The organism is Microbacterium sp. C448 (assembly GCF_000582705.2).
GTDB lineage: Bacteria > Actinomycetota > Actinomycetes > Actinomycetales > Microbacteriaceae > Microbacterium > Microbacterium lacus_A.
Window position 1 is genome coordinate 1 of sequence record NZ_HG779672.1, and the last position, 21,281, is coordinate 21,281.

Annotated in this window: 18 protein-coding genes; 7 read left to right on the forward strand and 11 right to left on the reverse strand. The window is 68.2% G+C overall.

The genetic code is table 11. The features are described from left to right. Window positions 1-342: 342 nt before the first annotated feature. Window positions 343-1,224 carry a sugar nucleotide-binding protein gene (locus MIC448_RS07860; protein ID WP_158497528.1) on the forward strand — a complete coding sequence of 294 codons (882 nt, stop codon included), beginning with the start codon at window positions 343-345 and terminating at the stop codon, window positions 1,222-1,224. Window positions 1,225-1,284: 60 nt separating this feature from the next. Here MIC448_RS07860 and MIC448_RS07865 read toward each other — a convergent pair whose 3' ends face one another. The 4 genes from MIC448_RS07865 to MIC448_RS07880 form a co-directional block, all read right to left on the reverse strand. Further along, window positions 1,285-1,656 carry a hypothetical protein gene (locus MIC448_RS07865; RefSeq protein ID WP_036298078.1) on the reverse strand — a complete coding sequence of 124 codons (372 nt, stop codon included), beginning with the start codon at window positions 1,654-1,656 and terminating at the stop codon, window positions 1,285-1,287. 151 nt (window positions 1,657-1,807) lie between these two features. After that, a complete protein-coding gene (locus MIC448_RS07870; protein WP_051513363.1) occupies window positions 1,808-2,197 on the reverse strand; it encodes a hypothetical protein in 390 nt (129 codons plus the stop codon). A gap of 2 nt (window positions 2,198-2,199) precedes the next feature. Continuing rightward, window positions 2,200-3,390: a class II glutamine amidotransferase gene (locus MIC448_RS07875; RefSeq protein ID WP_081766258.1), complete on the reverse strand. Its 1,191-nt coding sequence runs from the start codon at window positions 3,388-3,390 to the stop codon at window positions 2,200-2,202. A gap of 17 nt (window positions 3,391-3,407) precedes the next feature. Then, window positions 3,408-5,132, reverse strand: coding sequence for an amidohydrolase (locus tag MIC448_RS07880; RefSeq protein ID WP_081766259.1), 1,725 nt, complete (start codon window positions 5,130-5,132; stop codon window positions 3,408-3,410). 408 nt (window positions 5,133-5,540) lie between these two features. Here MIC448_RS07880 and MIC448_RS07885 point away from each other — a divergent pair, with 408 nt between their 5' ends. Beyond that, a complete protein-coding gene (locus tag MIC448_RS07885) occupies window positions 5,541-7,094 on the forward strand; it encodes a sugar transferase (RefSeq protein ID WP_036298079.1) in 1,554 nt (517 codons plus the stop codon). 36 nt (window positions 7,095-7,130) lie between these two features. Here the strand turns inward: MIC448_RS07885 and MIC448_RS07890 are convergent, their stop codons facing one another. Both MIC448_RS07890 and MIC448_RS07895 read right to left on the reverse strand, forming a co-directional pair. Beyond that, window positions 7,131-8,249, reverse strand: coding sequence for a glycosyltransferase (locus MIC448_RS07890; RefSeq protein ID WP_036298080.1), 1,119 nt, complete (start codon window positions 8,247-8,249; stop codon window positions 7,131-7,133). Continuing rightward, window positions 8,246-9,274, reverse strand: coding sequence for a glycosyltransferase family 4 protein (locus MIC448_RS07895; protein WP_144238013.1), 1,029 nt, complete (start codon window positions 9,272-9,274; stop codon window positions 8,246-8,248). Before MIC448_RS07895 ends, MIC448_RS07890 begins: the two co-directional genes overlap by 4 nt. A 70-nt stretch (window positions 9,275-9,344) precedes the next feature. Between MIC448_RS07895 and MIC448_RS07900 the strand changes: the two genes are divergently transcribed. After that, on the forward strand, window positions 9,345-10,490 hold the full coding sequence (locus tag MIC448_RS07900; RefSeq protein ID WP_036298081.1) for a glycosyltransferase family 4 protein: 1,146 nt from the start codon (window positions 9,345-9,347) through the stop codon (window positions 10,488-10,490). On the opposite strand, the gene MIC448_RS07905 is transcribed toward MIC448_RS07900, so the two are convergent. The 3 genes from MIC448_RS07905 to MIC448_RS07915 are packed head-to-tail and all read right to left on the reverse strand — an operon-like array spanning window position 10,483 to window position 14,560. After that, window positions 10,483-12,435, reverse strand: a complete 1,953-nt coding sequence (locus tag MIC448_RS07905; protein ID WP_036298082.1) for a glycosyltransferase — start codon at window positions 12,433-12,435, stop codon at window positions 10,483-10,485. The two genes, MIC448_RS07900 and MIC448_RS07905, sit on opposite strands and share 8 nt — an antisense overlap. A 9-nt stretch (window positions 12,436-12,444) precedes the next feature. After that, window positions 12,445-13,665 (reverse strand): L-2-hydroxyglutarate oxidase, encoded by a 1,221-nt coding sequence (gene lhgO, locus MIC448_RS07910; RefSeq protein WP_036298140.1) that lies wholly within the window; start codon window positions 13,663-13,665, stop codon window positions 12,445-12,447. Next, complete coding sequence (locus tag MIC448_RS07915; RefSeq protein ID WP_051513367.1) at window positions 13,658-14,560, reverse strand: glycosyltransferase family 2 protein; 903 nt, start codon at window positions 14,558-14,560, stop codon at window positions 13,658-13,660. The genes lhgO and MIC448_RS07915 overlap by 8 nt, the downstream gene beginning before the upstream one ends. A gap of 148 nt (window positions 14,561-14,708) precedes the next feature. Between MIC448_RS07915 and MIC448_RS07920 the strand changes: the two genes are divergently transcribed. After that, window positions 14,709-15,665: a glycosyltransferase family 2 protein gene (locus tag MIC448_RS07920; protein WP_051513369.1), complete on the forward strand. Its 957-nt coding sequence runs from the start codon at window positions 14,709-14,711 to the stop codon at window positions 15,663-15,665. Between the two features lie 143 nt (window positions 15,666-15,808). Beyond that, window positions 15,809-16,804, forward strand: a complete 996-nt coding sequence (locus MIC448_RS07925; protein ID WP_158497529.1) for a glycosyltransferase family A protein — start codon at window positions 15,809-15,811, stop codon at window positions 16,802-16,804. 46 nt (window positions 16,805-16,850) lie between these two features. On the opposite strand, the gene MIC448_RS07930 is transcribed toward MIC448_RS07925, so the two are convergent. Then, window positions 16,851-17,675, reverse strand: coding sequence for a polysaccharide deacetylase family protein (locus MIC448_RS07930; RefSeq protein WP_199484421.1), 825 nt, complete (start codon window positions 17,673-17,675; stop codon window positions 16,851-16,853). A 151-nt stretch (window positions 17,676-17,826) separates the two neighbouring features. Between MIC448_RS07930 and MIC448_RS07935 the strand changes: the two genes are divergently transcribed. Continuing rightward, complete coding sequence (locus MIC448_RS07935) at window positions 17,827-18,903, forward strand: glycosyltransferase (RefSeq protein ID WP_158497530.1); 1,077 nt, start codon at window positions 17,827-17,829, stop codon at window positions 18,901-18,903. Window positions 18,904-19,024: 121 nt separating this feature from the next. After that, window positions 19,025-20,020, forward strand: a complete 996-nt coding sequence (locus tag MIC448_RS07940) for a GNAT family N-acetyltransferase (protein WP_036298083.1) — start codon at window positions 19,025-19,027, stop codon at window positions 20,018-20,020. A 43-nt stretch (window positions 20,021-20,063) separates the two neighbouring features. Here MIC448_RS07940 and MIC448_RS07945 read toward each other — a convergent pair whose 3' ends face one another. After that, window positions 20,064-21,170: a DegT/DnrJ/EryC1/StrS aminotransferase family protein gene (locus MIC448_RS07945; RefSeq protein WP_036298084.1), complete on the reverse strand. Its 1,107-nt coding sequence runs from the start codon at window positions 21,168-21,170 to the stop codon at window positions 20,064-20,066. Window positions 21,171-21,281 lie beyond the last annotated feature (111 nt).

The window sequence follows — 21,281 nt, forward strand, 5'->3', positions numbered from 1 at the left end:
GGTCACGGGATCGACGCCCGTCGGAGCCACACGGGTGATCATTACGTCACCCCAGAAACCCTCGCGGAGCTTCTATCCGCGGGGGTTTTGCTTTGCCCTGGTGAGAGGCGTTTTCCGCGTCGCCCTGGGCACCGAGCTGGGCCGGCCTGGGGTCGGATATGGGCCCTTTCCAGACCTAGAAGACGACCCACAACGAGGCCACCCACCTGGCCGCCGGGTCTCAGGGCGTGACGCCCACCTCGCGGTCCGGTAGGGACCAAAGTGTCCACGACGGAGCAAAGTTCACCCGTGAGACCATGGGACCCCCGACGGGTAGTCTCGCCTTCGATCAAGGGATGGCCTGTGACCGAGCCGCACCATCCGCAACCTCGACCTGACTCGCTGCCCTCGCACGAGTCCCCTCGCGCCGTCGGCTCGCTTCTGATCGTCGGATGCGGACGGCTCGGCACGGCGCTCGGTCGACTCGTTCTAGCGGACGGTGGGGCCGTGATCGGCATCCGTCGCAATCCCGGCAACCTGCCCGAGGCGTTCACGACGATCGCGGCCGATGTCACGCAACCCCTCGATATCGCGCTGCCACCGATCGATTCGATCGTCTTCACGCTGCCGCCGGGCTCCCGCGCCACCGGCCCCGATGATGACACCTACCAACGCGCTCTCGCCAACGTCGATTCAGCATTGGCGGCCCGCCCTTCTCGAGTCGTCTTCGTCTCGTCCACACGCGTCTTCGAAGGGGCTGCCGCTTCGCAAACGATCGACGAGGGCAGCCAGCCCGCGCCCCGGAGCGAGCGCGCCGAGTCGCTGCTCGCAGGCGAACGACTGGCCGTCGAGCTTTTCGGAGCCCACGTCATCCGTCCTGCCGGGATCTACGGCGACGGACGCAACTCCCTGACCGAGCGGGTACGCGTAGGAGAAGAACTCGACGGGAACAGGCTCACGAACCGGATCCACCAAGACGACCTGGCCCGTGGGATCTACACGGTGCTGCGGTCGCCGAGCCCTCCCCCTCTCCTCCACGCCACCGACGACCACCCGGCGCCCCTGCGCGACGTCGCGACGTTCATCGCCGCCACCCTCGGAGTCGATCCGCCGCCCTTCGCAGACGCGACCGACGTCTCAGGACGACGGATGTCGGGGGCGCTGTTCCGCGCGACCGTCGGCGGGCTGACCTATCCCGATTACCGGGCCGGGTACTCGCACATCCTGGGCGATCTGTCTGCGTGACCCGGCGAATCGATCGCCTCAAGCCGCGATCGCGGACCGCACCGCACCGTCCCGCATCGATCAGCCCAGCGCGATGAGCAACGACAGCGCCGCGAGGACGACAACGACGGGCACCATCGTGTACCGCTCCGGCTTGCTCCGAGAGATCGCGTTCAGGACGATTCCCAGCACGAAGTACCCGAAGATCACCCACATGCCGATGTCGGAGAACAGATCCGGGAAAACGTCGATAGCCCCGACGCGATCCCACGCGACCACCGCGATCAGAGCGTAGATGAGGATCGAAACACCACTTCCGATACGCAAACCCGTGGGTAGAACGCGGTGCTGGCCGCCCCATGCGAAGTGCCCCCACGGCGCGCCCAGAGCGAGCGCCAGCTGGAAGGCGGCAAGGCCGACGAGCACGACGGTGAGGGCGATCGCGTAGGGCACGACTCACCATAGCGGGCGAAGCATCCGGAACATCAGCCTTCGCGCGAGGGGAGCGTGAGAAGAGGGGTGAAGCGCCAGCCATCCTCGCGGGACTCGCCGGACCGAAACCGGGGTTGACCTCACGCGTGGCACATCCGGCGCGACAGTGGGATCACGCCAGCTGTGCAGTCCACGCCTTGATCATCCGCCGCAGCTCGAGTCGATCCTCGTCTGGCAGCGTTACGCCCGTGAACGTCAGGACGAGCCGGTTGCGGTCGGCCCGGCGGGCGAAGGCGGGCAACGGGTCGACGCCGATCTCCGGATGCTTCGGCTTCGGCTTCGCGCCCGTGTGCAGGATCAGCTGCACGGCCTCTGGCTTGCGCAGACTCATCGTCGCGAAGTCATCCGCGAGTGCGTAATTCGGAGCCTTCCATTTGATGCTCTCGGCCACGCCCGGCACGGCGAGCAGCTCCTCCCGGATTGCGTCGATCACCGCGACGTGGCGGTGATCCGTCGCGGCGAGCAGGGCATCGACTTCCGCGGACCGCGTGGGAAGGTCCACAGTCAGGGCGCGGCGACGGGAAAGTCTGGGTAGACGCTCCAGCCCGCTTGGCGCTCCAACGCGGCGGCAAGCCCGAGCGCCGACAACTGCGCGTGGTCGAGCCCGAGGGGCGAACGCACATCGATCGCGAGGGGCGGCGGCTCACCGAACTTCGGGATTTCGACCTCGGCCCACGCACCCCCGTCGAGCTCGATGCGAGGCCGCGCCGAACCCGCGGCGAGCACCGGGCTGTCGACCGCGAGCGAGATCACGGCGAGCGCATCGAGTTTCGTGACGGCGACCTGCACGACGAGCGTCGCCACGGCATCCGGGGATGTCTCGTGAGAATCGGGGGAAGTCATCGAGACCGAGCGTATGCCCGCGCCGGCGGCCGGGGGCTCGATGAGAACGGATCGGATGCCCGCCGCGTCGATGCGCGCGACCGAGTCGATGGGAAGCGCGTCCCAACCGTCCTGATCGACGCCCGTCGTCGCGACGACGAAAGCTCCGGATGCTGCGCGCACGATGCGCAACGTGTTGTAGTCCGGGCCGTGCCCCGGTGGCAGCAGGTCGGGCGTGAACCCGCGCTCCGCGAAAGCGGGCAGCGGGGTCACCGCGCGTCCTGCCGCGTGCACCACGAACAGGCCGGAATCGTCGAGCAGGAACGCGTTCAGACAGGCATCGGGGTAGACCGCCCGCACCTCGTTGACCGCCGCCGCGATCGCCGTGAGCCGAGCGGATTCGTCCGGACCGGCGGCCCGCAGGTGCCGACGAACGATCGCGAAGTACACCTCGCTGTCGGTCGTGCCGACGAGTTGTGCGACATCCGCGGGTTCCAACAGGCCCAGCGCCCGATCACGCGGCGCGAGCAGCCCGTTGTGCTGGAACGCGAGCCCCTCGCGGACGAACGGCTGCGTGTTCTCGGGAAGCGCGGGCGACCCTTTGCTCGCGAAGCGCAGGTACGCGATCCGCGCGACGCTGGCCGCGGCCCCATCGAGGTCGCCCGGCTCGAACGCCTCGACGCCTCCCGTGCTCGCAACCTCGCCATCGGCATCGGCATCGGCATCGGCATCGGCATCGGCATCGATCCATGCGCTTCCCCACCCGTCGGCGTGCAGGCGCGCGAGGCCGGCGAACTCCGCGATCAGGTCCGCACCCCAGGCCTCGCGCGAGGTGAGCGCACGATCGGCGACGAACGCCAGCATCCGAGACATCCGCTTCCTTCCGGCGATCAGCCGTGCGCGGCGTGGTGGCAGCAGGCCGGCGGCCCCATCGCGCGCAGCTTTTCGAACGAGGCGTGATCGACCTGACCGGATGCCTCGACGAACTCCTCCACGTCGATCCGCTGCCCACCGAGCCAAGTGCCGCGCACCCGGATTTCGCCGATCCGCTCCGGCGGCACGGCGTAGGGGTCGGCCGAGAGTTCGACGAAGTCTGCGAGCTTGCCAGGCTCGATCGATCCGACGTCGCCGTCCGTGCCGAGCGCGTACGCGGCGTTGATCGTCTGCGCGCTGAGCGCCTCCCAGAGCGTCGCGGACTGGTCGGGGCCGTGCACGGCGCCCGAACTCGTGCGGCGTGTCACCGCGGTCTGCACGTTCAGCAGCGGGGTCGGCGGCGAAACGCTCCCGTCATTGTGGAACGACGGATGCACCCCCGCGTCGAAGGCATCGCGGAACCGCTGCCATCCCGCGCCCGTCTCGGTCGCGAACAGCTGCCCGTCGAGCAGGTCACCCCAGTAGTAGTACTGGAACGGGCCCATCGAGGCGACCACGCCGAGGCTCGCGGCACGGCGGAACTGCTCGCCGCGGGCTCCCCCGACGTGCTCGACGCGCCACCGGTGGTCCGTGCCGAGCAGGTCGTGCTTCTCGAGGGCGCGACCGAAGGCGTCGAGCACGATGTCGAGCCCGATGTCGCCGTTCACGTGGAAGGCCATCTGCCACCCCTGGGGCGCGTGCTCGTCCAGGAGCGCGTCGAGGCGCTCGCGGGGGTAGTTCATCATCTTCTCGCCCGCGACTCCGGCGGCGATTCCGGCCGCCCGCGTGGCGGGGGTATCGAGGTAGGGCTCGGACATCGCGACGTTGCCGACCCAGGGAGAGCCATCGGCCCACAGCTTGATTCCCCGCTTGTGCAACATGGTCTGAGGCGCGGTCGAGACGAACGGCTCACCGCAGTCGGCCTCGGTGGACATGTGGTAAAGAGCGACCCGCAGCGGTGAGCTGGGCAGGGCAGCGAGGGCCTCGTACGCGGGCTTGAGGCTGGTTTGATACGTGTGCTCGGACGTCGACGTGATGCCCGCCCGCGACATGTAGGCGTAGTACTCGACGGCGCCCTGCAGCGGCTTTCCGGGCAGGGCGGCAAGCACGGGATGCGCCAGGGCGAGACACGCGGGGACCTCGGTGGCCGAGCCATCCAGACTCCCGTCGGGCAGCCGCCCGTAGCTGCCGCCGGGCGGGTCGGCGGGCGGGTTGTCGATCCACCCGAGCGCGCGCAGGACCGCCGACGATACGTACGCCGTGTGTCCCGAGTTGCCGAAGACCAGCACGAGCCGGTCGCCGAAGATCGCGTCGAGGGACACGGCGGTCGGAGCGTCGTGATTCTGCAGAAGCCCGTCGTAGCCGAAGAAGGACAGCGCCGTGCCCGCGGGGGTCTCGTCGATCGCCTTCTGGAAGATCGCGAGCACCGCATCCCAGGTGGGAGCCACCCACGGGGCGATGTAGTAGCCGGGCGGCATCGTCGCCAAGCCGCTCAGGACCGGATGGGAGTGGGAGTCGATGAAGCCCGGCATGAGGACGGCGACGCCCGAATCGCGCATGTCGGCGCCGGGCAGGGCGGTCTGGCAATCCGCGAGCGTCCCGACCGCGACGATCCGCTCCCCCGATACCGCGACGGCTTCGGCTCGAGGATTCTTGGGGTCCATCGTGAGGATCGCACCGGCGGTCAGTATGTAGTCGGTCATTGGGGCCTCCATCTCGGGCCGTCCGCGTGCATGAACCCAATACAAGACGATCGAGTATCGCCACCCCCATGATGGCGCATACCGAACCGTTCCCCCGTTGGTCCACGGTCACGACGGGGTTCGATCCGATGTTGCGCAGAAACTGAGCACAATCTGAGCATTCTTCGCTTCCGGTTCGCCGCAAGACTCCGGTAGCATCGACACTGCATCACCTGGCACCGGCTGTCAGGAAAGACCGAACTTGGGGTTGGGTCTTTCTGGGTGATCGAACGTGGGGTTCGATCCGAGGGGTACCTCTTGGTGATGCATTGGGGAATTTGTCGCGGCTTGGGCGCCGCGATCTGGGGAGCAACTGGGGATATACGTGCAGGCATCTGCAATGACGGCTTCCGTGGGTGACGGAAAGCCATGACTACCGTCGAGAACGCGCGGATCGCCGCGCTGCGCTCATCGTTCGTCGCGACGCCGGTCGCCGCGCCGACCATCGTCGCACCCGCCACGCGGGCGATCGCGTCTCCCGTCACGACCGCCGCGCTCGAGAGGCGGCAGCGCTGGGAGCGCTACTACCGGATGCGGCTCGTCTGGACCGACCTCGTCATCGTCCTGGCGTCCGCCGGACTGGCAGCGTGGATCCAGATCGACACGATCGCGCAGGTCGACCTGACCGATGCACCGTGGCAGTACGGTCGCGTGTTCCTCGTCACTGCCGCCATCTGGCTGCTACTGCTCGCACTGTTCCAGTCGCGGAGTTCGCGCGTCATGGGACAGGGAATGACGGAGTACAAGCGCGTCCTGCACGCGACGGGTCTCGCCTTCGGCATCCTCGCGATCGGCTTCGTGCTGATGCAGTCGCAGGGGATCCGGTCACAGCTCCTCATCGCGATGCCCGTCGGTATCGTCGGCCTCGTGCTCAGCCGCTGGTTGTGGCGACGCTGGCTGCAGCGCCAGCGGGTGGCCGGCCTCTACGTCTCGCGTGCGATGGTCGTCGGCAACCGCCACGATGTCGAGTACGTCCTCTCCTCGCTCCAAGCGGACGGCCGCATGGCTTACCACGTCGTGGGCATCACGCTCGATACCGGCGAGGACAGCGAGATCGTCGTCGGCGGCGAGCACTACCGCGCGTACGGCGACCTCCGGAGCATCGCCTCGCAGGCCACGGCGCTCGGCGCCGATGCGATCATCCTGGCGAGCACCCCGGACGAGGACCGCGGATTCATCAAGCGTCTGTCCTGGCAGCTGGAGGGTACCGCGGCCGAGCTCGTCCTCTCGAGCCCGCTCGTGGACGTCGCCGGACCCCGCATGTCGCTCCGGCCGATGGAGGGCCTGCCTCTCATCCAGGTGGAGATCCCGACCTTCGAGGGTGGGCGTCACCTGACCAAGCGAGCCTTCGATGTCGCGCTCTCCTCCATCGCGCTGCTCTTCATCGGTCTCGCCACTCCTTTCATCGCGCTCGCGATCAAGCTCGACAGCCGCGGACCGGTGTTCTTCCGCCAGCGACGCGTGGGACGCGACGGCGTGGAGTTCTTCATGCTCAAGTTCCGCTCGATGCACGTCGATGCCGAGCAGCAGCTCGAGAAGCTGAAGCAGCAGAACGAGGGGTCCGGTCCGCTCTTCAAGCTGAAGTCCGACCCTCGCGTCACGCGGGTCGGCGCTTTCCTGCGCAAGTACTCGCTCGACGAGCTGCCGCAGTTCTGGAACGTCTTCGCCGGCGACATGAGCATCGTGGGTCCGCGCCCGCCTCTCCTGGCCGAGACCAAGGAATACGGCACCTCGACGTATCGACGTCTCTACATCAAGCCGGGCATCACCGGCCCGTGGCAGGTGAGCGGCCGCAGCCACCTCTCCTGGGAGGAGAGCGTCCGCCTGGACCTGCGCTATGTCGAGAACTGGTCCGTGGTCGGGGACTTCCGGCTCGTCTGGCGTACGGTCGGCTCGGTCCTCAAGGCCGACGGCGCCTACTGAGCCCGCCAGCCGGAGCCGTCCGCCCTGGCAACCGCCTCACTCCGCCCTGAGCGGCGCGAGTACCTCGACGTAGGCCGCGACCCGGTCCTTCCAGTCGGGGACGTCCTCCACGACCACGGACGGTGCGGGATCCGCCAGGAGCGCGGACACCGCATCCGGGAACGCGGCGGCATCGGCGACGGTCAGGGAGTTGCTCGCCAGCGTGCGAAACCCCGCCACGGGGGTGCTGACGACGGGTCGGCCGACCGCGAGGTATTCGTAGAGCTTGATCGGATCGAGGCTGTCCGTGAACGCGTCCACGATGTGCGGCACGATCAGGACCGCGGCGTGCTGGAGATACGCCGGCACATCGGTGAAGGCCTTCGGGCCGAGTAGCGCCACCGCGGGGTGAGCCGCGAGTCGATCGACGTTGGCGGCGGCCAGGGCCGAAGGACCGACGAGCACGACCGATCCCGCAGCGGATGCCGCGGCATCCGCCGTCCGCAGGACGAGATCGACGTCGAGCCGGTCCTCGTGGAGCGTGCCGACATAGAGAGCGGACCGCTCCGGCAGGTCAGCGGGCCGATCATGGGGCACGCGATAGCGCGCGACGTCGACGGCGTTGGGGATGAGGACGACCGAGCGCTCCTCGTTGCGCGTGTCGAACAGCCCGGTGGAGCAGACCACGACGGCGCGGCAACGCTGCATCAACACCGCTTCGTTCGCGGCGATCCGACGGAGCTCACGTTCGCCGCGGTCGGCGGCGAGCCAGTCGTCGGTCATGTCGTACAGACTCGGCCAGCCCGTCCTTGCCACGAGACCGGCCCAGCTGGGGTCGTTGACCCAGAGCACCGGCTCCACGAGTCCCGCTCTCGCGACCGCTCGGCGCACGTCCCGTCGAAGAAGCGCATCGGCAGCGGGCCCCGCGAATCGCGGCAGCACCTTGTCGGGTTGGAACAGGCTCAGGCGACCGGCGTACCCGTCCGCGATCCGAAGGCCTCGGCCGCGATTGATGCCCCGGCCCGCGACGACGGAGTGCAGCAGATCGTTCGAAGGCTCGACGAAGAGCACGCGCAGGGTCGGATCGGCGCGCAGGAGTCCGTCCACCAGGTACTGGTTGCGGCGCCACACGTCATCCCACGGCTCGAGCGAGAGCACGACGAGGTCACGATTCACGCGAGCACCCGCTCATAGACCGCGCGTGTGCCAGCGACCTGGCCGCCGATCGTGAAGCGGTCCCGCTGCAGGCGGCGGAGTGCGCTTCCCGCCTCCGAACGGAGCCCGGGATCGACGAGCAGTCCATCGATCACGCGTGCCGCGTCGGTCGCGTCGCCGGGGGCGAAGAGCAGATCGGGCGTGGCGACGCCGACGGTCTCCAGGTGCCCCCCACCCGCGGATGCGACGACGGGTGTTCCCTGGGCCATCGCTTCCAGCACGAGGATCCCGAGCCCCTCGCGCGGAGTCGGGGCGACGACCAGGCCGGCCCTCGCGAGCAGTTCCGAAACATCGGAGCGATGCCCGAGGAATTCCACGCTTCCCGTGACCCCCCGCGCGCGCGCGAGCTGTTCGAGCTGGCCGCGCTCCGAGCCGTCGCCCGCGATCCGCAGCGTCCATCCCTCGTCGGCACCGCGAGAGCGCGCCCACGCCTCGATCACATCCGCGGTGCACTTCTCGGGCTCGAGGCGCTGAGCCGCGAGCACGAATGGCTCACGGGACATCGCGGCATGCGCGGATTCGACCCCGGAGTAGACGACCTCGGTGGGCGGTTCGACGTTCTCGGCGACGAACTGCGAAATGGCGATCTGGGCAGCGAGTGAGTGGCCGACCGGGCGGAAGGCCGCTCGTGCGAGGCTGCTGGTACCGCGCATACCGGCGAAGTGGCGCGTGCTCACCTGTCGGCTCTTGCGGCCACGCCAGCGGCGGTGCAGCCATCCGACGAGGTCGGCCTGACTCATGTGCGTGTGAAGGATGTCGGGGGCCGCAGTCCTGCGCAGCGATGCCAGCGCGCCACGCATGTCGTCTCCGGGAAGCCAGTCGACATCCGTCGCCGCGAGCGCCCTCTGCATCTGCGCGGACGACCCGCCGATGACGGTGACGTCGACTCCGTCGCGGGCCAGCCCCGAGGCGACGTTGACGATGTAGTTCTCGACGCCGGCGAAGCCCGTCGAGCAGACGAGGTGCACTACTCGCACGTCAGTCACCGCCCCTCGCGTAATCCCGTTGCAGTCTATGAGCAACCGAGGCAGCCTCGTGCCTGGCTAGCATTGCCGTGTGCGTGTAGCGATGTCGTCATTCCGGTTCAACAACGAGGGTGGCATCGAGCGCGCGTCCTACGAACTGGCACTGCGGATTCAGGACCGTATCGATCTGACGCTCGTGGCGACCGACGTCGATCCACTCCCCGAGCCGCCGCTGAAGTGGCTGCGGGTCGAGGCGCGCAGCAAACCGGGCTTCATCGTGCCCGTCACGTACTCGGCCGCGGCTACGCGGGCACTCGACGGCCAAGGCTTCGACATCATCCACAACCAGGGCGGCTGCGCAACGCGCGTGCAGGACGTCATCACCGCGCACAGCTGCCACCGCGCCTGGTGGGAGATGAAGTTCCGCAACGGCGAGGCGCTACGAGCCCTCGCGAATCCCTTCCACCACGCGGTGCTGCGGGTTGAACAGCGCAACTACCGGCCGGGCGGCGTCCGCCGGGCCATCGCCGTCTCCCCGACCGTCGGACGCGAGCTCACGCGGTACTACGGCGTCGACCCCGACCTCATCACCGTGATCCCCAACGCCGTCGACGTGACGCGCTTCCAGCCGACGGATGCCGCAGCCCGCCGCGCCCGCATCCGCACTCAGCACGGCTACATCGACGACGACGTCGTGCTGCTGTTCGTCGGCAAGGAGTTTCGCCGCAAGGGGCTGCGCGCGATCATCGACGCCCTCCCCGCGTTGCCGATCACGGTGAAGCTGCTCGTCGTCGGTGGCGACGACGCCGGGCCCTTCCGGTCGCGCGCCGCCGAACTCGGCGTGGCCGACAGAGTCACGTTCGTGGGCCACTCCCCCGTCGTCGAGGACTACTTCCAGGCATCCGACATCTTCGTCTTCCCGACGATGTACGAGCCGTTCGGGCTCGTCGAACTCGAGGCAGCGGCATCCGGGCTCCCGCTCGTCGCCACCAACCTCGGCGTGGCCGAGGAGTTCATCGTCGAAGGAGAGAACGGTGCGGTCATCGAACGCGACGGCGCCTCCATCGCCCGGGTGCTGCGTCCGCTCGTCGACGACCGCGACCTACGGCGCCGGATGGGCGAGCGGGCACGCAGGGATGCCGCCGGCTACACGTCCTGGGAATCCGTCGCCGAGCAGACGCTCGCCGTCTACGAGCGCGTGCACCAGGAGAAGCTCGCGGGGCACACGCTCAGCTGATGCGGCGAAGATGCGCGATCGGCCCTTCCCGGAAGATCGCCAGGCGCCTGCGGGCATCGGCGCCACGCGCCCCCCGCAGAAGAGCGCCGCGTACCGCCGCGCCGAGCATGACGGCGATGCGGAACGACTGCCACCCCGCTGCGCCGAAGTGCTTGCGCTGGTACTCCTCGTTGCTCGCGAAGAACAGCGCCTCTCGCCGGGTGCCGTCGCCCCCCGTTCCTGCGCCGATGTGCGTGGCATCGACCTGGGCAATGGCGATGCGCCAACCCGCATCCGTCGCACGCTTCTGCCAGTCGACCTCTTCGGCGTAGAGGAAGAACCGCTCGTCGAACAGACCGATCGTCGAGATCGCTTCGGAGCGCAGCAGCAGCACGGATCCGATCGCGAAGTGCTGCGCGCGGTCGAAGCGGCCGAATCCGAGCGCGTCGATCCACGCGCGAGACGGACTCGGGAACGGCCAGGCGGCGCGCACCCGATCCCCGCTCTCGGGCTCGGTCTGTGTCGCCCCGACTGCCGCGATGCGCGCGCCCGAGTGCAGCACGCGGTGCATCTCGGCCACCGCATCGGCGCCGATCCGGGCGTCCGGGTTCAGGAGCAGAACGTCGTCCGCCGCAAGTCCGCGCTCGGCGAGCGATTTCAGGGCCACGTTCACGCCTGCACCGAAGCCGAGATTGCTGCCCGGGTCGATGTAGTGCGCGCCGCGGCGCTCGGCCATCGCGCGCGTCTCGCCCGATGACGAGTTGTCGACGATCGTGAGGCCGAACCCGTCGCCCAGAGTTTCGAGCGCGCCGTCGAGCATATCGGCCTCGCCATAGGCGATCGCGACGACCTGAGGAGGGCGGGCCGCTCCGGAATCGCTGTCGGGAGACACCTCCCGGTAGAGGGCGAGCTGCTGCTCCGCGACGCGCTCCCACGTGAAGTCCGCCGCACGAGCGAGTCCGCGTACTCGGAGGTCTCTCCAACGCGACGGCACGAGCGCCGCATCTATGCCGTCGCGAAGCGCCTCGGGATCCCCGGGCTCGACAAGGATGCCGGATTCGGCGGCGACGTCGGGGATGGCGCCCGAGCGACTCGCGACGACGGGAACGCCCGAGGCCATGGACTCGACGGCCACACGACAGAACTGCTCGAGCCACCCCGGCCACGGCACGGACGGCACCGCCACGACGTCGACCCGCCGATACCGGTCGGCGAGCTCATCGCCCTGCGCGAAGCCGAGGAACGCGACCCGGTCGGCGATGCCGAGTTCCGCGGCGAGCGCGACCAGCTCTTCTCGCTGAGGCCCGTCGCCGGTGATCTCGATGCGCCACCGCGGACGATCAGCGGCGGCGCGCAAGAGCGTCGAGACACCTTTGTACGGCTCCAGACGCCCGAGGTATCCGATGATCGGTGCGTCCCCGGGCTCGTCCCGCTCCGGGACCGAGAATCGTGCCGTATCCACTCCGAGGGGGATGAGCCGCGCGGGTCCGCGCAGACCCTTTCGCACGAGGATCTCCCCAGCCTCCCGGTTGCACACATAGGCGCCCGCGGCGCCCCGGAGCGCAGCACGCTCGAACCAGCGGAACGGGATCGGGTAGCGCTTGTCGATGTTCTGCGCGGAGTAGAGCACGTAGGGCGCCCTGCTGCCCCTCAGCTTGCGCAGCAGCAGAAGTTCGGCCGTCGCGAGGGCCATGGGCTCCTCGTGCAGATCGATGATGTCGGGGCGGGCCTTCAGCGAGCGCCAGAACGGGCGCGGATCGTAGAGGAAGGCGTTCGGGTGTGTGCCGAGCGTCGATGCCGGCGCGACGAACCGGTCACCGTCCGCCTCGAGGTCGATATCGCGGCCGCCTTCGTTCCAGCGCTGGGCCGAGATCAGCTTCAGGTCGACGCCGAGACCGCGCAGCCGTCGTTCGCGCTCGCGCCACGCCGACACGACGGCATGGTGGGCGACCCGCAGCACTCTCATCCGTCGAGCCTAGCGACGGTGCAGTCGCGAGCGCGGCGTCGGGGCAAGGTAGTGCTCCGCGACATATTCCGCGATCGCGATCGAGGAGGTCGCAGCAGGCGAAGGAGCATTACGCAGCAGCGTGACGGCTCCGACCTGGTCGACGGCGAAATCGTCGATGAGTTCCCCCGCGCGTCCCCAAGCTTGAGCCCGGACACCCGCAGCAGCCCTGTGTGACAGATCCGAGATCTTCAACTCCGGCAGGAAGCGGCGCGCTTTTCGGTAGTACAGCGGCTTGATCAGCGAGCCCGAGATCTCGTCGACCCCCATCCGCCAATGCTGCTTCGCGAGCGGCCATGCTCCCGGCCAGGAGAGCGACTCCCACGTGTCCCTCGCCGATATCCGCAGCCAGCGGTAACCCTCGCGTGAGAGAGCGGGCACCGCATTCGGGCCGACATGCACAGCGTCGTAGACCCCGCGCGTGAAATGCACGCCCAGGAAGGGGAACCGCGGGTCGGGAACGGGGTAGATCATGCCGCGCACGAGCGACGCACTCTCGGGCGTCATCTCCCAGTATTCGCCACGGAACGGAAGGATCTTGGGCGCGGGATCCGCACCGACGAATCGTGCGACCGCGTCCGAGTGAAGCCCCGCGCATACGATCACACGGTCGAAGACATCATCGAAGACGGGCGTCGTCACGCGAACTCGACCGTTCTCCTCAGCCATACCCGTCACCTCGTGACTGAGCAGTATGCGCCCGCCCGCCGCGCGCACATCCTGTGCCATGGCCTCGGTAATCGTCGAGTAGTCGACCGCCGCCGTGCGGGGCGAGTGGACCGCCGCGACGCCGGCGGTGTGTGGTTCGATCTCGCGCAGGCGGACGATGTCGTCGATCCGTGCGAGATCGGGGACACGGTTCTCGATAGAGCGACGCTCGATTTCGGCGAGCGCTGCGAGCTCCGACGCATCGACCGCCACGACGAGCTTTCCCACCTCCCGGTACGGGAGACGCTTCTCTTCGCAGAACTCGCGAATCTTGACCCGACCTGACGCGCACAGAGTCGCCTTCAGCGAGCCAGGCTTGTAATACAGTCCCGCGTGCACCACGCCCGAGTTGTGGCCGGTCTGGTGCTGAGCGAGGTGCGACTCCTTCTCGAAGATGGTCACGTCATCGCCCCGACCGGTCAGCAGTCGGGCGAGAGCGATCCCCACAATGCCGCCCCCGACGACGCCTACGCGCTCAGTCATCGACATGCACCCCCGGCCGCTGACGGATCGACGCTTCCACCGCTACGGGTCCCCGCCGGAACAAGTCCATGCGGGCGCGCGCCGCGCGCCCTCGCTGACCGCGAAATACCAGCACCCTCGGGATGCCGCCGACGACGATCGACCATCGGGCGACCTGCCATCCCCACCACCCGTAGTGTTTGCGCAGGAAACGCTCCAGACCGGCGTGCAGGAACACCTCGCGGCGGTCGAGGTCGAGACTTGTGCCGGCACCGACGTGAAGCGCGGTGACATCGTCGACAGCGACGTTGCGCCAACCCGCCTTGTGTGCGCGGTACTCCCAATCGGCTTCTTCGGCGTAGAGGAAGAAGTCCTCGTCGAACCCACCGACCTCCTCAAGCGCCGCGGAATTGACGAGCAGGACCGAGCCGATGACGTAGCGCGGCTCGACGGACACGAGCCCGCCGAGCATCACCGCGCTCGCGAGGTACTGGAGCGGCCGAGGATACGGCCACGTCACCTGCTGATGGCTGCCATCGGCGTACACCTGCGCGGGCCCCACCGCCGCGATCCGCGGCTCGACATGCAACGACTCGCGCAATCTGCCGATGACCTCGGCCGCCACGACCGCGTCGGGGTTGAGCAGGAGCACGTCGGCTCCGGGCAGGCGACGACGCGCGAGCGCGTAGTTCACGCCCGCACCGAATCCGAGGTTCGCGTCGGGGTCCCAATACGCAGCGCCCTCCTCGCGCGCGATCCTCTCGATCTCGGGCATCGAAGAGTTGTCCACGATCGTGACCGCGAAGCCGCGCACCGGCGCGAGGGCGCCGCGCAGTAGTTCGGGTGCGCCGTAGGCGACGACCACGATCTCGACGTCGTCGAACGCCGCGGATGCCGCCCCCTCATCGCCGACCATCGCACCCCCCGCTGCGCTCCGGCACCCCGCCTGCCTATCGGCGCCGCTACGGTCCAGCATATGGGAGCACCGACTACCGCCCTCCGATCCCCCATGATGGAATCAACGGTGCGGCACCGGCGGTCGGCGCGCACGAGAGGAGAGGACGATGTCGTTGCGTGCACGACCCGTCGTGAGCATCGTCATCCCCGCGTACAACGCCGCGGCCTTCCTCGGCGAGCAACTCGAGGCGCTCGCCGACCAGGATGTCGACTTCCCGTTCGAAGTGCTGGTGTGCGACAACGGCTCGAACGACGACACTGCGTCGATCGTCCGCGCCTTCGTGAATCGGATGCCGAACCTGAGGCTCGTCGATGCCTCGTCCCGCCGCGGTGCCTCGGCGGCACGCAACATCGGAGCCGGGGCCGCTACCGCGTCACTGCTCCTGTTCTGCGATGCCGACGACGTCGTGGGGGCGGGCTGGACTCGTGCGCTTCACGACGCGCTCGCGGACGCACCGTTCGTCGCGGGCATAGTCGAACACAAGCTCTTGAATCCCGGACGGGAGTGGGACTACGGGTGGGACCGACCCACCTTCCACGACCCGGCTCTGCCACAGTTGCCCGCGTGCGGGTCCAACAACATGGGGGTGCGCGCCGACGTCTTCGCGGCGGTGGACGGGTTCGATGAGTCACTGTTTGCGGGCGAAGATCTCGACTTCTCCTGGCGAGTGCAGCTCGCCGGGAACCGGCTCGTGGATGCACCGTCAGCTGTCGTGCACTACCGCAAGCGCGCCGGAATACTGGCGGCGATCCGGCAGGCACGCGCCAAAGGGGCGGGGACACGAGTGCTCACGCATCGGTACGCGCTCGTTCGCGCCGCCTACGCACGCCAGGTCGCCCCACAGGTCGCCGCGCCCGTCGCCGTGCCAGCGAAGGGTGCGCACCGGCTCGCAGGAGCCCTGGACAGGCTGGGCCGGCTCCCCCGCAAGGCGCTCGAAGTGCTACGCAACCCGGTCTCGATCACCCCCTACCTCGCCGCCCTCGCATTCCGATGGGGATACCGCAGGGAGAATGTCGACGGCGTTGCGCAGCTGCCCGTCCCCCGTCGTCTCCCGACCGCGTGAGCGCGATCGAAGTCGGGCGACAGGCGTCAGTGCATGCGCGCCCCTGACCGCAGTCCATGATCAGAAGGCGCCCGCGCTCGCGTCCACGCTACGATCGCCGGGTGGCCCCCGACAGCGCTCCAATCGCAGCATCTGCGCCGGTCGTGAGCGTGATCATCCCTGCTTACAATGCGGAGGCGACCCTCGGGCGGCAGTTGGAGGCCCTGTCGCGACAGCGCATGGATGTCGAGTGGGAAGTGATCATCAGCGAGAACGGTTCCACAGACCGCACAGCTGCGGTCGCGCGCGCGTGGATCGGCCGACTGCCCCTCCGAATCATCGATGCTTCTTCCCGCCGCGGACCATCCGCCGCGCGGAACGCGGGAGCGATCGCGGCGCGCGCGCCGCTGCTCGCCTTCTGCGACGCCGACGACGCGGTCACCGACGACTGGCTCGCACATCTCCTGCCGGTGCTCGCAAAGAATCCCTTCGTGGTGACGTGCGCACGCATCGAGTCGACGTATTCCACGACCGAGCGCCCCCTGTTCGACCTGGTCACGACCTTGCGTATGCCGTTTCTGCCCGAATTGCCGTTCGGGAGCAGCGCACATTTCGCCGTCCATGCCGAGGCCTTTCACCACGTCGGTCGATTCGACGAGACACTACGCACCGCAGAAGACGTCGACCTCTCGTGGCGGCTCCAGTTAGGGGGTTACCCCCTAACTGAGTGCCGCAGCGCGATCATCGACCACAGCCGTCGAGCGGGGTTCGCTGCGACGGTGCGCCAGTTCATGGGATACCAGCAGGGGAGGCGCCAACTGCAACACTGCTACGCGCTCGTCATCGGCGAGTTCGATGCAGCGCGCGGAGGACCGCCCACACAGGAGCGCGACGGGGAGGTCGGCGTCGTCGTGAACTCGGTGGATGCCGTCGGGGTGCCAGCGCCCGCCTCACGGCTCGGACGCCTGGCGCATTATCTCCGCGACCCGGACGAGCTACGACACTTCGTGCGTCGTGTGGTGCGATCATCACGCATCCGCGCAGCCAGATCCCTCGGGCTCGCACTGGGACGACATCTCGGCAGGATCGACACGTCCCACCGGCAGGTTCCCGCTTCGCTCGCTCACGAGTATCTCGACACGGAACGCCCGTTCGGATGACGCAGACGCCGCGTCGACGCTGAGACGGAGCGGGATGAGACGTCGCTCAACGCTTACGGGCGGGCCAGATCCACTCCTCCCACCGGTCATATCGGCCACGCAGAAGCGCGTCGAAGACGCGCGGCGAATCGAACTTGGTCACGAAGGTGCGAGCGACCGTACGTGGCGCGCGCGTCTGCTCCGCCTGCGCGTACAGCACGTCGTACCCGAGTTCCCGCGCCGCCTCATCGGCGTGGGCGGGCCAGTTGCCCGACTGCCCCCACGGGATGGCGAACGTGGTCGTCCGAATACCGGTGCGCTTCTCGATCAGCTCCTCCGCGTCGCGGATCTCTTGCAGCGCCTGGTCCTTCGTGACCCGGGAGAAGTCAGGATGGGTGGCAGAGTGATTGCCGATCTCTGCTCCCAGCTCGGCGACGCGGCTGACATCGGACCAACTGAGCGCGTTCCCTCCCAGCCCTTCCTCCGACCACCTCGACACGACGAACACCGAGAAAGGGATGTCATAGGACCCCAGAATGGGCGCTGCCGCCGAAAGAACGCTTCGCGGGCCGTCGTCGAAGGTGATACTCAGGTCCCGCGGCCCGCCACCCGTCCGAGCGAGCTCCGATGCGGGAACGAAACGATAGCCGGCCTCGAGCGCCAGCTCGATCTGCTGACGGAACCGAACCTGACTGACGTCATTGACGCCCCACCGGGGCTGGTCCAGCGAGTGATAGCAGAGGATCCGACCTTCCGAACGTCCTGAGTCTCGGCCGAAGCGAGCCAACGCATGCCGATCGACGTACAGACGCGCAGCGCCTACCGTGTTCTTGACGCCCTCGCCTACCGTCGCGAGCCGTTCGCGAATCCCGAGCCCGAATCGGATGTCCACCGGTCCGACTCTACAGCGCGTCGCGATCATCTCTTCCGACGGATCGCGTCCACCGGTGGACCCCGCCGGGCGGACTCTGACTGTGGGGTACGATCGGCTCGGCGTCGAGGACTTCACCTCTACGCGTCGTCACCGGAGGGAATCCGCACCGATGAGGAAGGCCGAGCCCGTCGCGTTGACGTCGCGGCCCACTGTCAGCGTCGTCATCCCGTGCTACAACTACGGGCACTTCCTCCCGAACGCCGTGGAGAGCGTGGCTACCCAAGAAGGCGTCGACGTCGACGTCCTGATCGTGGACGACGCCTCGACAGACGACAGCTTTCACGTCGCCGAAGAATTGGCGTCGCGGTTTTCTCGCGTGCGGGTCGTCCGCAATGAGGAAAACCTCGGTCTCATCGGCACGGCAAACAAGGGTCTCGCGACGGTCACCGGCACGTACGCGCTGCTGATATCCGCCGACGACGCCCTCGCGCCGGGCGCACTCGCGCGTGCAGCGGCGCTGATGGAAGCGAATCCCGACGTCGGGCTCACCTACGGTCCGGTGAACTACACCACCGAGGCGGAGCTGCCTCAAGAAGTGCCGGACCCCGCAAGCCACTGGGTGATCTGGGACGGCGTCGAATGGGCGAGCCGCCTGTATCGCAACGCCGAAAACCAGATCTACTCACCGGAGGCGGTCGTCAGGACCTCCACGATGCGGGAGGTCGGCGACTACGATCCGGCGCTGCCGTACACATCCGACGTGGAGATGTGGCTCAGATTCGCCGCGCGCGCGAAGGTCGGCTTCATCGCTGGCACCGTGCAGGCGTACTACCGTGTGCACGGTTCGAACATGTCCATGACTCAGGGCGGTATGACCGGCGAGCGACGACAGCTGCGTGAGCTGCGTCACCGGATGGACGCCTTCGAGTCTGCCTCGAAGTGCTTCGCTCACGGCAAACGGTATCTTGCAGTCGCGCGGCGCGGCGCGGCGAAGTACGCGCTTCTTCTCGCGCGGATCGAACGGGACGCGTCCCCGGAATCCGACGAGTACATCGATGAGCTCGTCACATTCGCGGCGACCCTGGATCCGACCGCCAGGCTGCGTGCCGCATGGGCGGCCTCCGGCACTCGCAGACGCCTCGCGCGCATCCTCACCCGCACCGGGGCGCGGAGCCTGGTGGTGTTGCCGCGTGTTCTCGCGACGGGGCGCCGACGCGTCCGCAACGAGGACACCGGCGTCCATTGATGTGTCACGCAGGCAGGCTCCGCGCGAGCGCCTCTCCAGCGACTGCTAGCTTGTAGGGCGAACGGTGATGCTACCAAGTGAAGGCGGGACCACGTTGGGTGCGGTCGAGAGTCTGAGCCTCATGACCGAATCGCTGCGGGCTCGGCTGCGGGGGCTGCGGGTCGTCATCGAGGAGACGCCGAGCGCCGAGTTCCAGGACGCGCTCGAGCATCTCGTACCAGCCGACGATGAGGTCGCGCGCCTCGTGCATCGCACGCTCTCGGAGCCGACGAGCGTGCCCAAGAAGAACGTCATCGTGCTGCAGCGCGGTGAACCGATCCTGGCGACGACGGTCCGGGCACGCCAGGACCGCTGGGAGATCGCGACGACAACCGTCGCCCCGACGCTGCCGATCCCGTGTCGAGAGGGGATGCTCGAGCCCGCCCTATCCTCACTCGGGCTGCGCATTCTCATCGTGGATCACGTCGGTGACGCGCACGCGGACTTCGCGCGTCACCGCCTCGTACCGTTCGACTCCTATGTCGCGACGCTGAACGGGTTCGACTTCGAGGCGTACTGGCGCTCCACCCGGCTGTGGGAAGACCTCCGGCGCGTCGAGCGCAAGACCGCGGAGTGGGACATCGTGCACGACGACCCAGCGACGCTGGACTGGTCTATCGACACGTGGGAGGGCCGCTGGACCGATCATCCGAATGACGAAGCCGGTGCGGCCGACGATCTGCGGGCGCTGTGGCCCGAACTGCTGCGCATGAAGCGGCTCATGTCGACCGCGCTCGTCACGCCCGACGGCAGCGCGGTGGCGTCAACGGTCAATATCATCGACGGCGACACGCTCGTGGGACTGATCACCGCTAGGGATGTGGCGATGCCGACTTCCACCGGATCCGTCGGCACTCGAGTCGCCGTCGAGTGCTTCAATGCGGCTCGGAGCGCCGGACTGGCAAAGGTCGACATCGGCGGCTACCACGACCACTACAAGCGCCGCCTCACCCCAGCGGGAAGAGTCGCGTACGGGGTGGAGATCGAGCCGCGAATCTTCTCCGCGGGTATGGCTGAGCGTGCCGAGCACGTCGCGCGATCCACGAAGCGCGGGCTCCGCAGGCTCGCACGTCGGTGACACGGCGCGCCGTTCGTTAGCATCCGCGCGCGAAGCACGTCGTCTAGAGCAGCGCGAGCACGGTCTCCGCGACGTATTGCTGATCTTCGACCGTGATGCCCGGATACATCGGCAGGCTCACGATCTCGTCGGCGAACGCCTCGGCTCGCAGGAAGCTGCCCGGGCCCTGCGCGAGGAACCCGAAGGCAGGCAGCAGGTGGATGGGCCTGGGGTAGTGGATGCCCGCGCCGATCCCGGCGTCCGAGAGTCCCGCGAGCATGCGATCCCGGTTGGATACCCGGACGACATATAGATGGAAGACGTGCTCGTTGCCATCGGCGACGCCGGGGAGCCGGATGCGCGCGTCGCCACCCAACAACTCGCCGTACACGTTCGCGGCTTCACGCCGCAACTGGTTCCACTCGTCGAGGTGAGCGAGCTTGGCCGTCAGGACAACCGCCTGAATGCTGTCGAGTCGTGAATTGCGTCCCAGCAGACTGTGCTCGTACCTCGCTACGCCCCCGTGATTGCGCAGCTTGCGGACGGTATCGGCGAGCTCTCCGTCGTTCGTCAGGACCGCGCCCGCGTCGCCGAACGCACCCAGATTCTTGCCCGGGTAGAAGCTGGTCCCTGCGACATCGCCGAGGCTCCCGGCCATCTCGCCGTAGCGCCGAGCGCCCTGCGACTGCGCGGCGTCTTCGAGAATGAGGACCCCGTCGCCCACCACCGTGCGCAACGCCTCGACCGGTGCCGCCTGTCCGTAGAGATGGACCGCCGCCACCATTCGCGTGCGGGGCGTCAGCGCGTCGGCGACGGCCTCTACCGAGATCAGGTAGTCGTCGGTGCAGTCGACGAGCACCGGCACGGCGCCGACACGCGCCACGGCCTCCGCGGTCGCGGCGAACGTGTTCGCCGGGAGGATGACTTCATCGCCCTCTCCGATGTGAGCAGCCTCGAGCGCGAGTTCGAGGGCGTCCGTGCCGTTGCCGACGCCGAGGCAGTGCTCGACACCGCTATAACTCGCAAAGGCGCGCTCGAAGGCATCGGCGTCGTCGCCGAGGATGAAGCTGGACCTGTCGATGACGCGCCCGATCGCCGCATCCGCCTCGGCACGGATGCGGGCGGTCTGCCAGCCCAGATCGACCAAGGGGACGGTACGCCGTTCGGTCATGCTGACAACTCCTCGTTTCCAGGACGGTCTGACACCGACACTACCGCCGCTTTCCCGACTGCCTCGCGCTGCGACCGACGTCCACGGCCGCGATGATGCGACTGCGCTCCG

What these genes read in the sequence shown, in the direction of transcription:
- MIC448_RS07940 (WP_036298083.1), top strand. Translation starts at nt 19,025, where the DNA reads ATGACCGAATCGCTGCGGGCTCGGCTGCGGGGGCTGCGGGTCGTCATC.
- MIC448_RS07945 (WP_036298084.1), bottom strand. Translation starts at nt 21,170, where the DNA reads ATGACCGAACGGCGTACCGTCCCCTTGGTCGATCTGGGCTGGCAGACC.
- MIC448_RS07875 (WP_081766258.1), bottom strand. Translation starts at nt 3,390, where the DNA reads ATGTCTCGGATGCTGGCGTTCGTCGCCGATCGTGCGCTCACCTCGCGC.
- MIC448_RS07920 (WP_051513369.1), top strand. Translation starts at nt 14,709, where the DNA reads ATGTCGTTGCGTGCACGACCCGTCGTGAGCATCGTCATCCCCGCGTAC.
- MIC448_RS07935 (WP_158497530.1), top strand. Translation starts at nt 17,827, where the DNA reads ATGAGGAAGGCCGAGCCCGTCGCGTTGACGTCGCGGCCCACTGTCAGC.
- MIC448_RS07885 (WP_036298079.1), top strand. Translation starts at nt 5,541, where the DNA reads ATGACTACCGTCGAGAACGCGCGGATCGCCGCGCTGCGCTCATCGTTC.
- lhgO (WP_036298140.1), bottom strand. Translation starts at nt 13,665, where the DNA reads ATGACTGAGCGCGTAGGCGTCGTCGGGGGCGGCATTGTGGGGATCGCT.
- MIC448_RS07880 (WP_081766259.1), bottom strand. Translation starts at nt 5,132, where the DNA reads ATGACCGACTACATACTGACCGCCGGTGCGATCCTCACGATGGACCCC.
- MIC448_RS07905 (WP_036298082.1), bottom strand. Translation starts at nt 12,435, where the DNA reads ATGAGAGTGCTGCGGGTCGCCCACCATGCCGTCGTGTCGGCGTGGCGC.
- MIC448_RS07915 (WP_051513367.1), bottom strand. Translation starts at nt 14,560, where the DNA reads ATGGTCGGCGATGAGGGGGCGGCATCCGCGGCGTTCGACGACGTCGAG.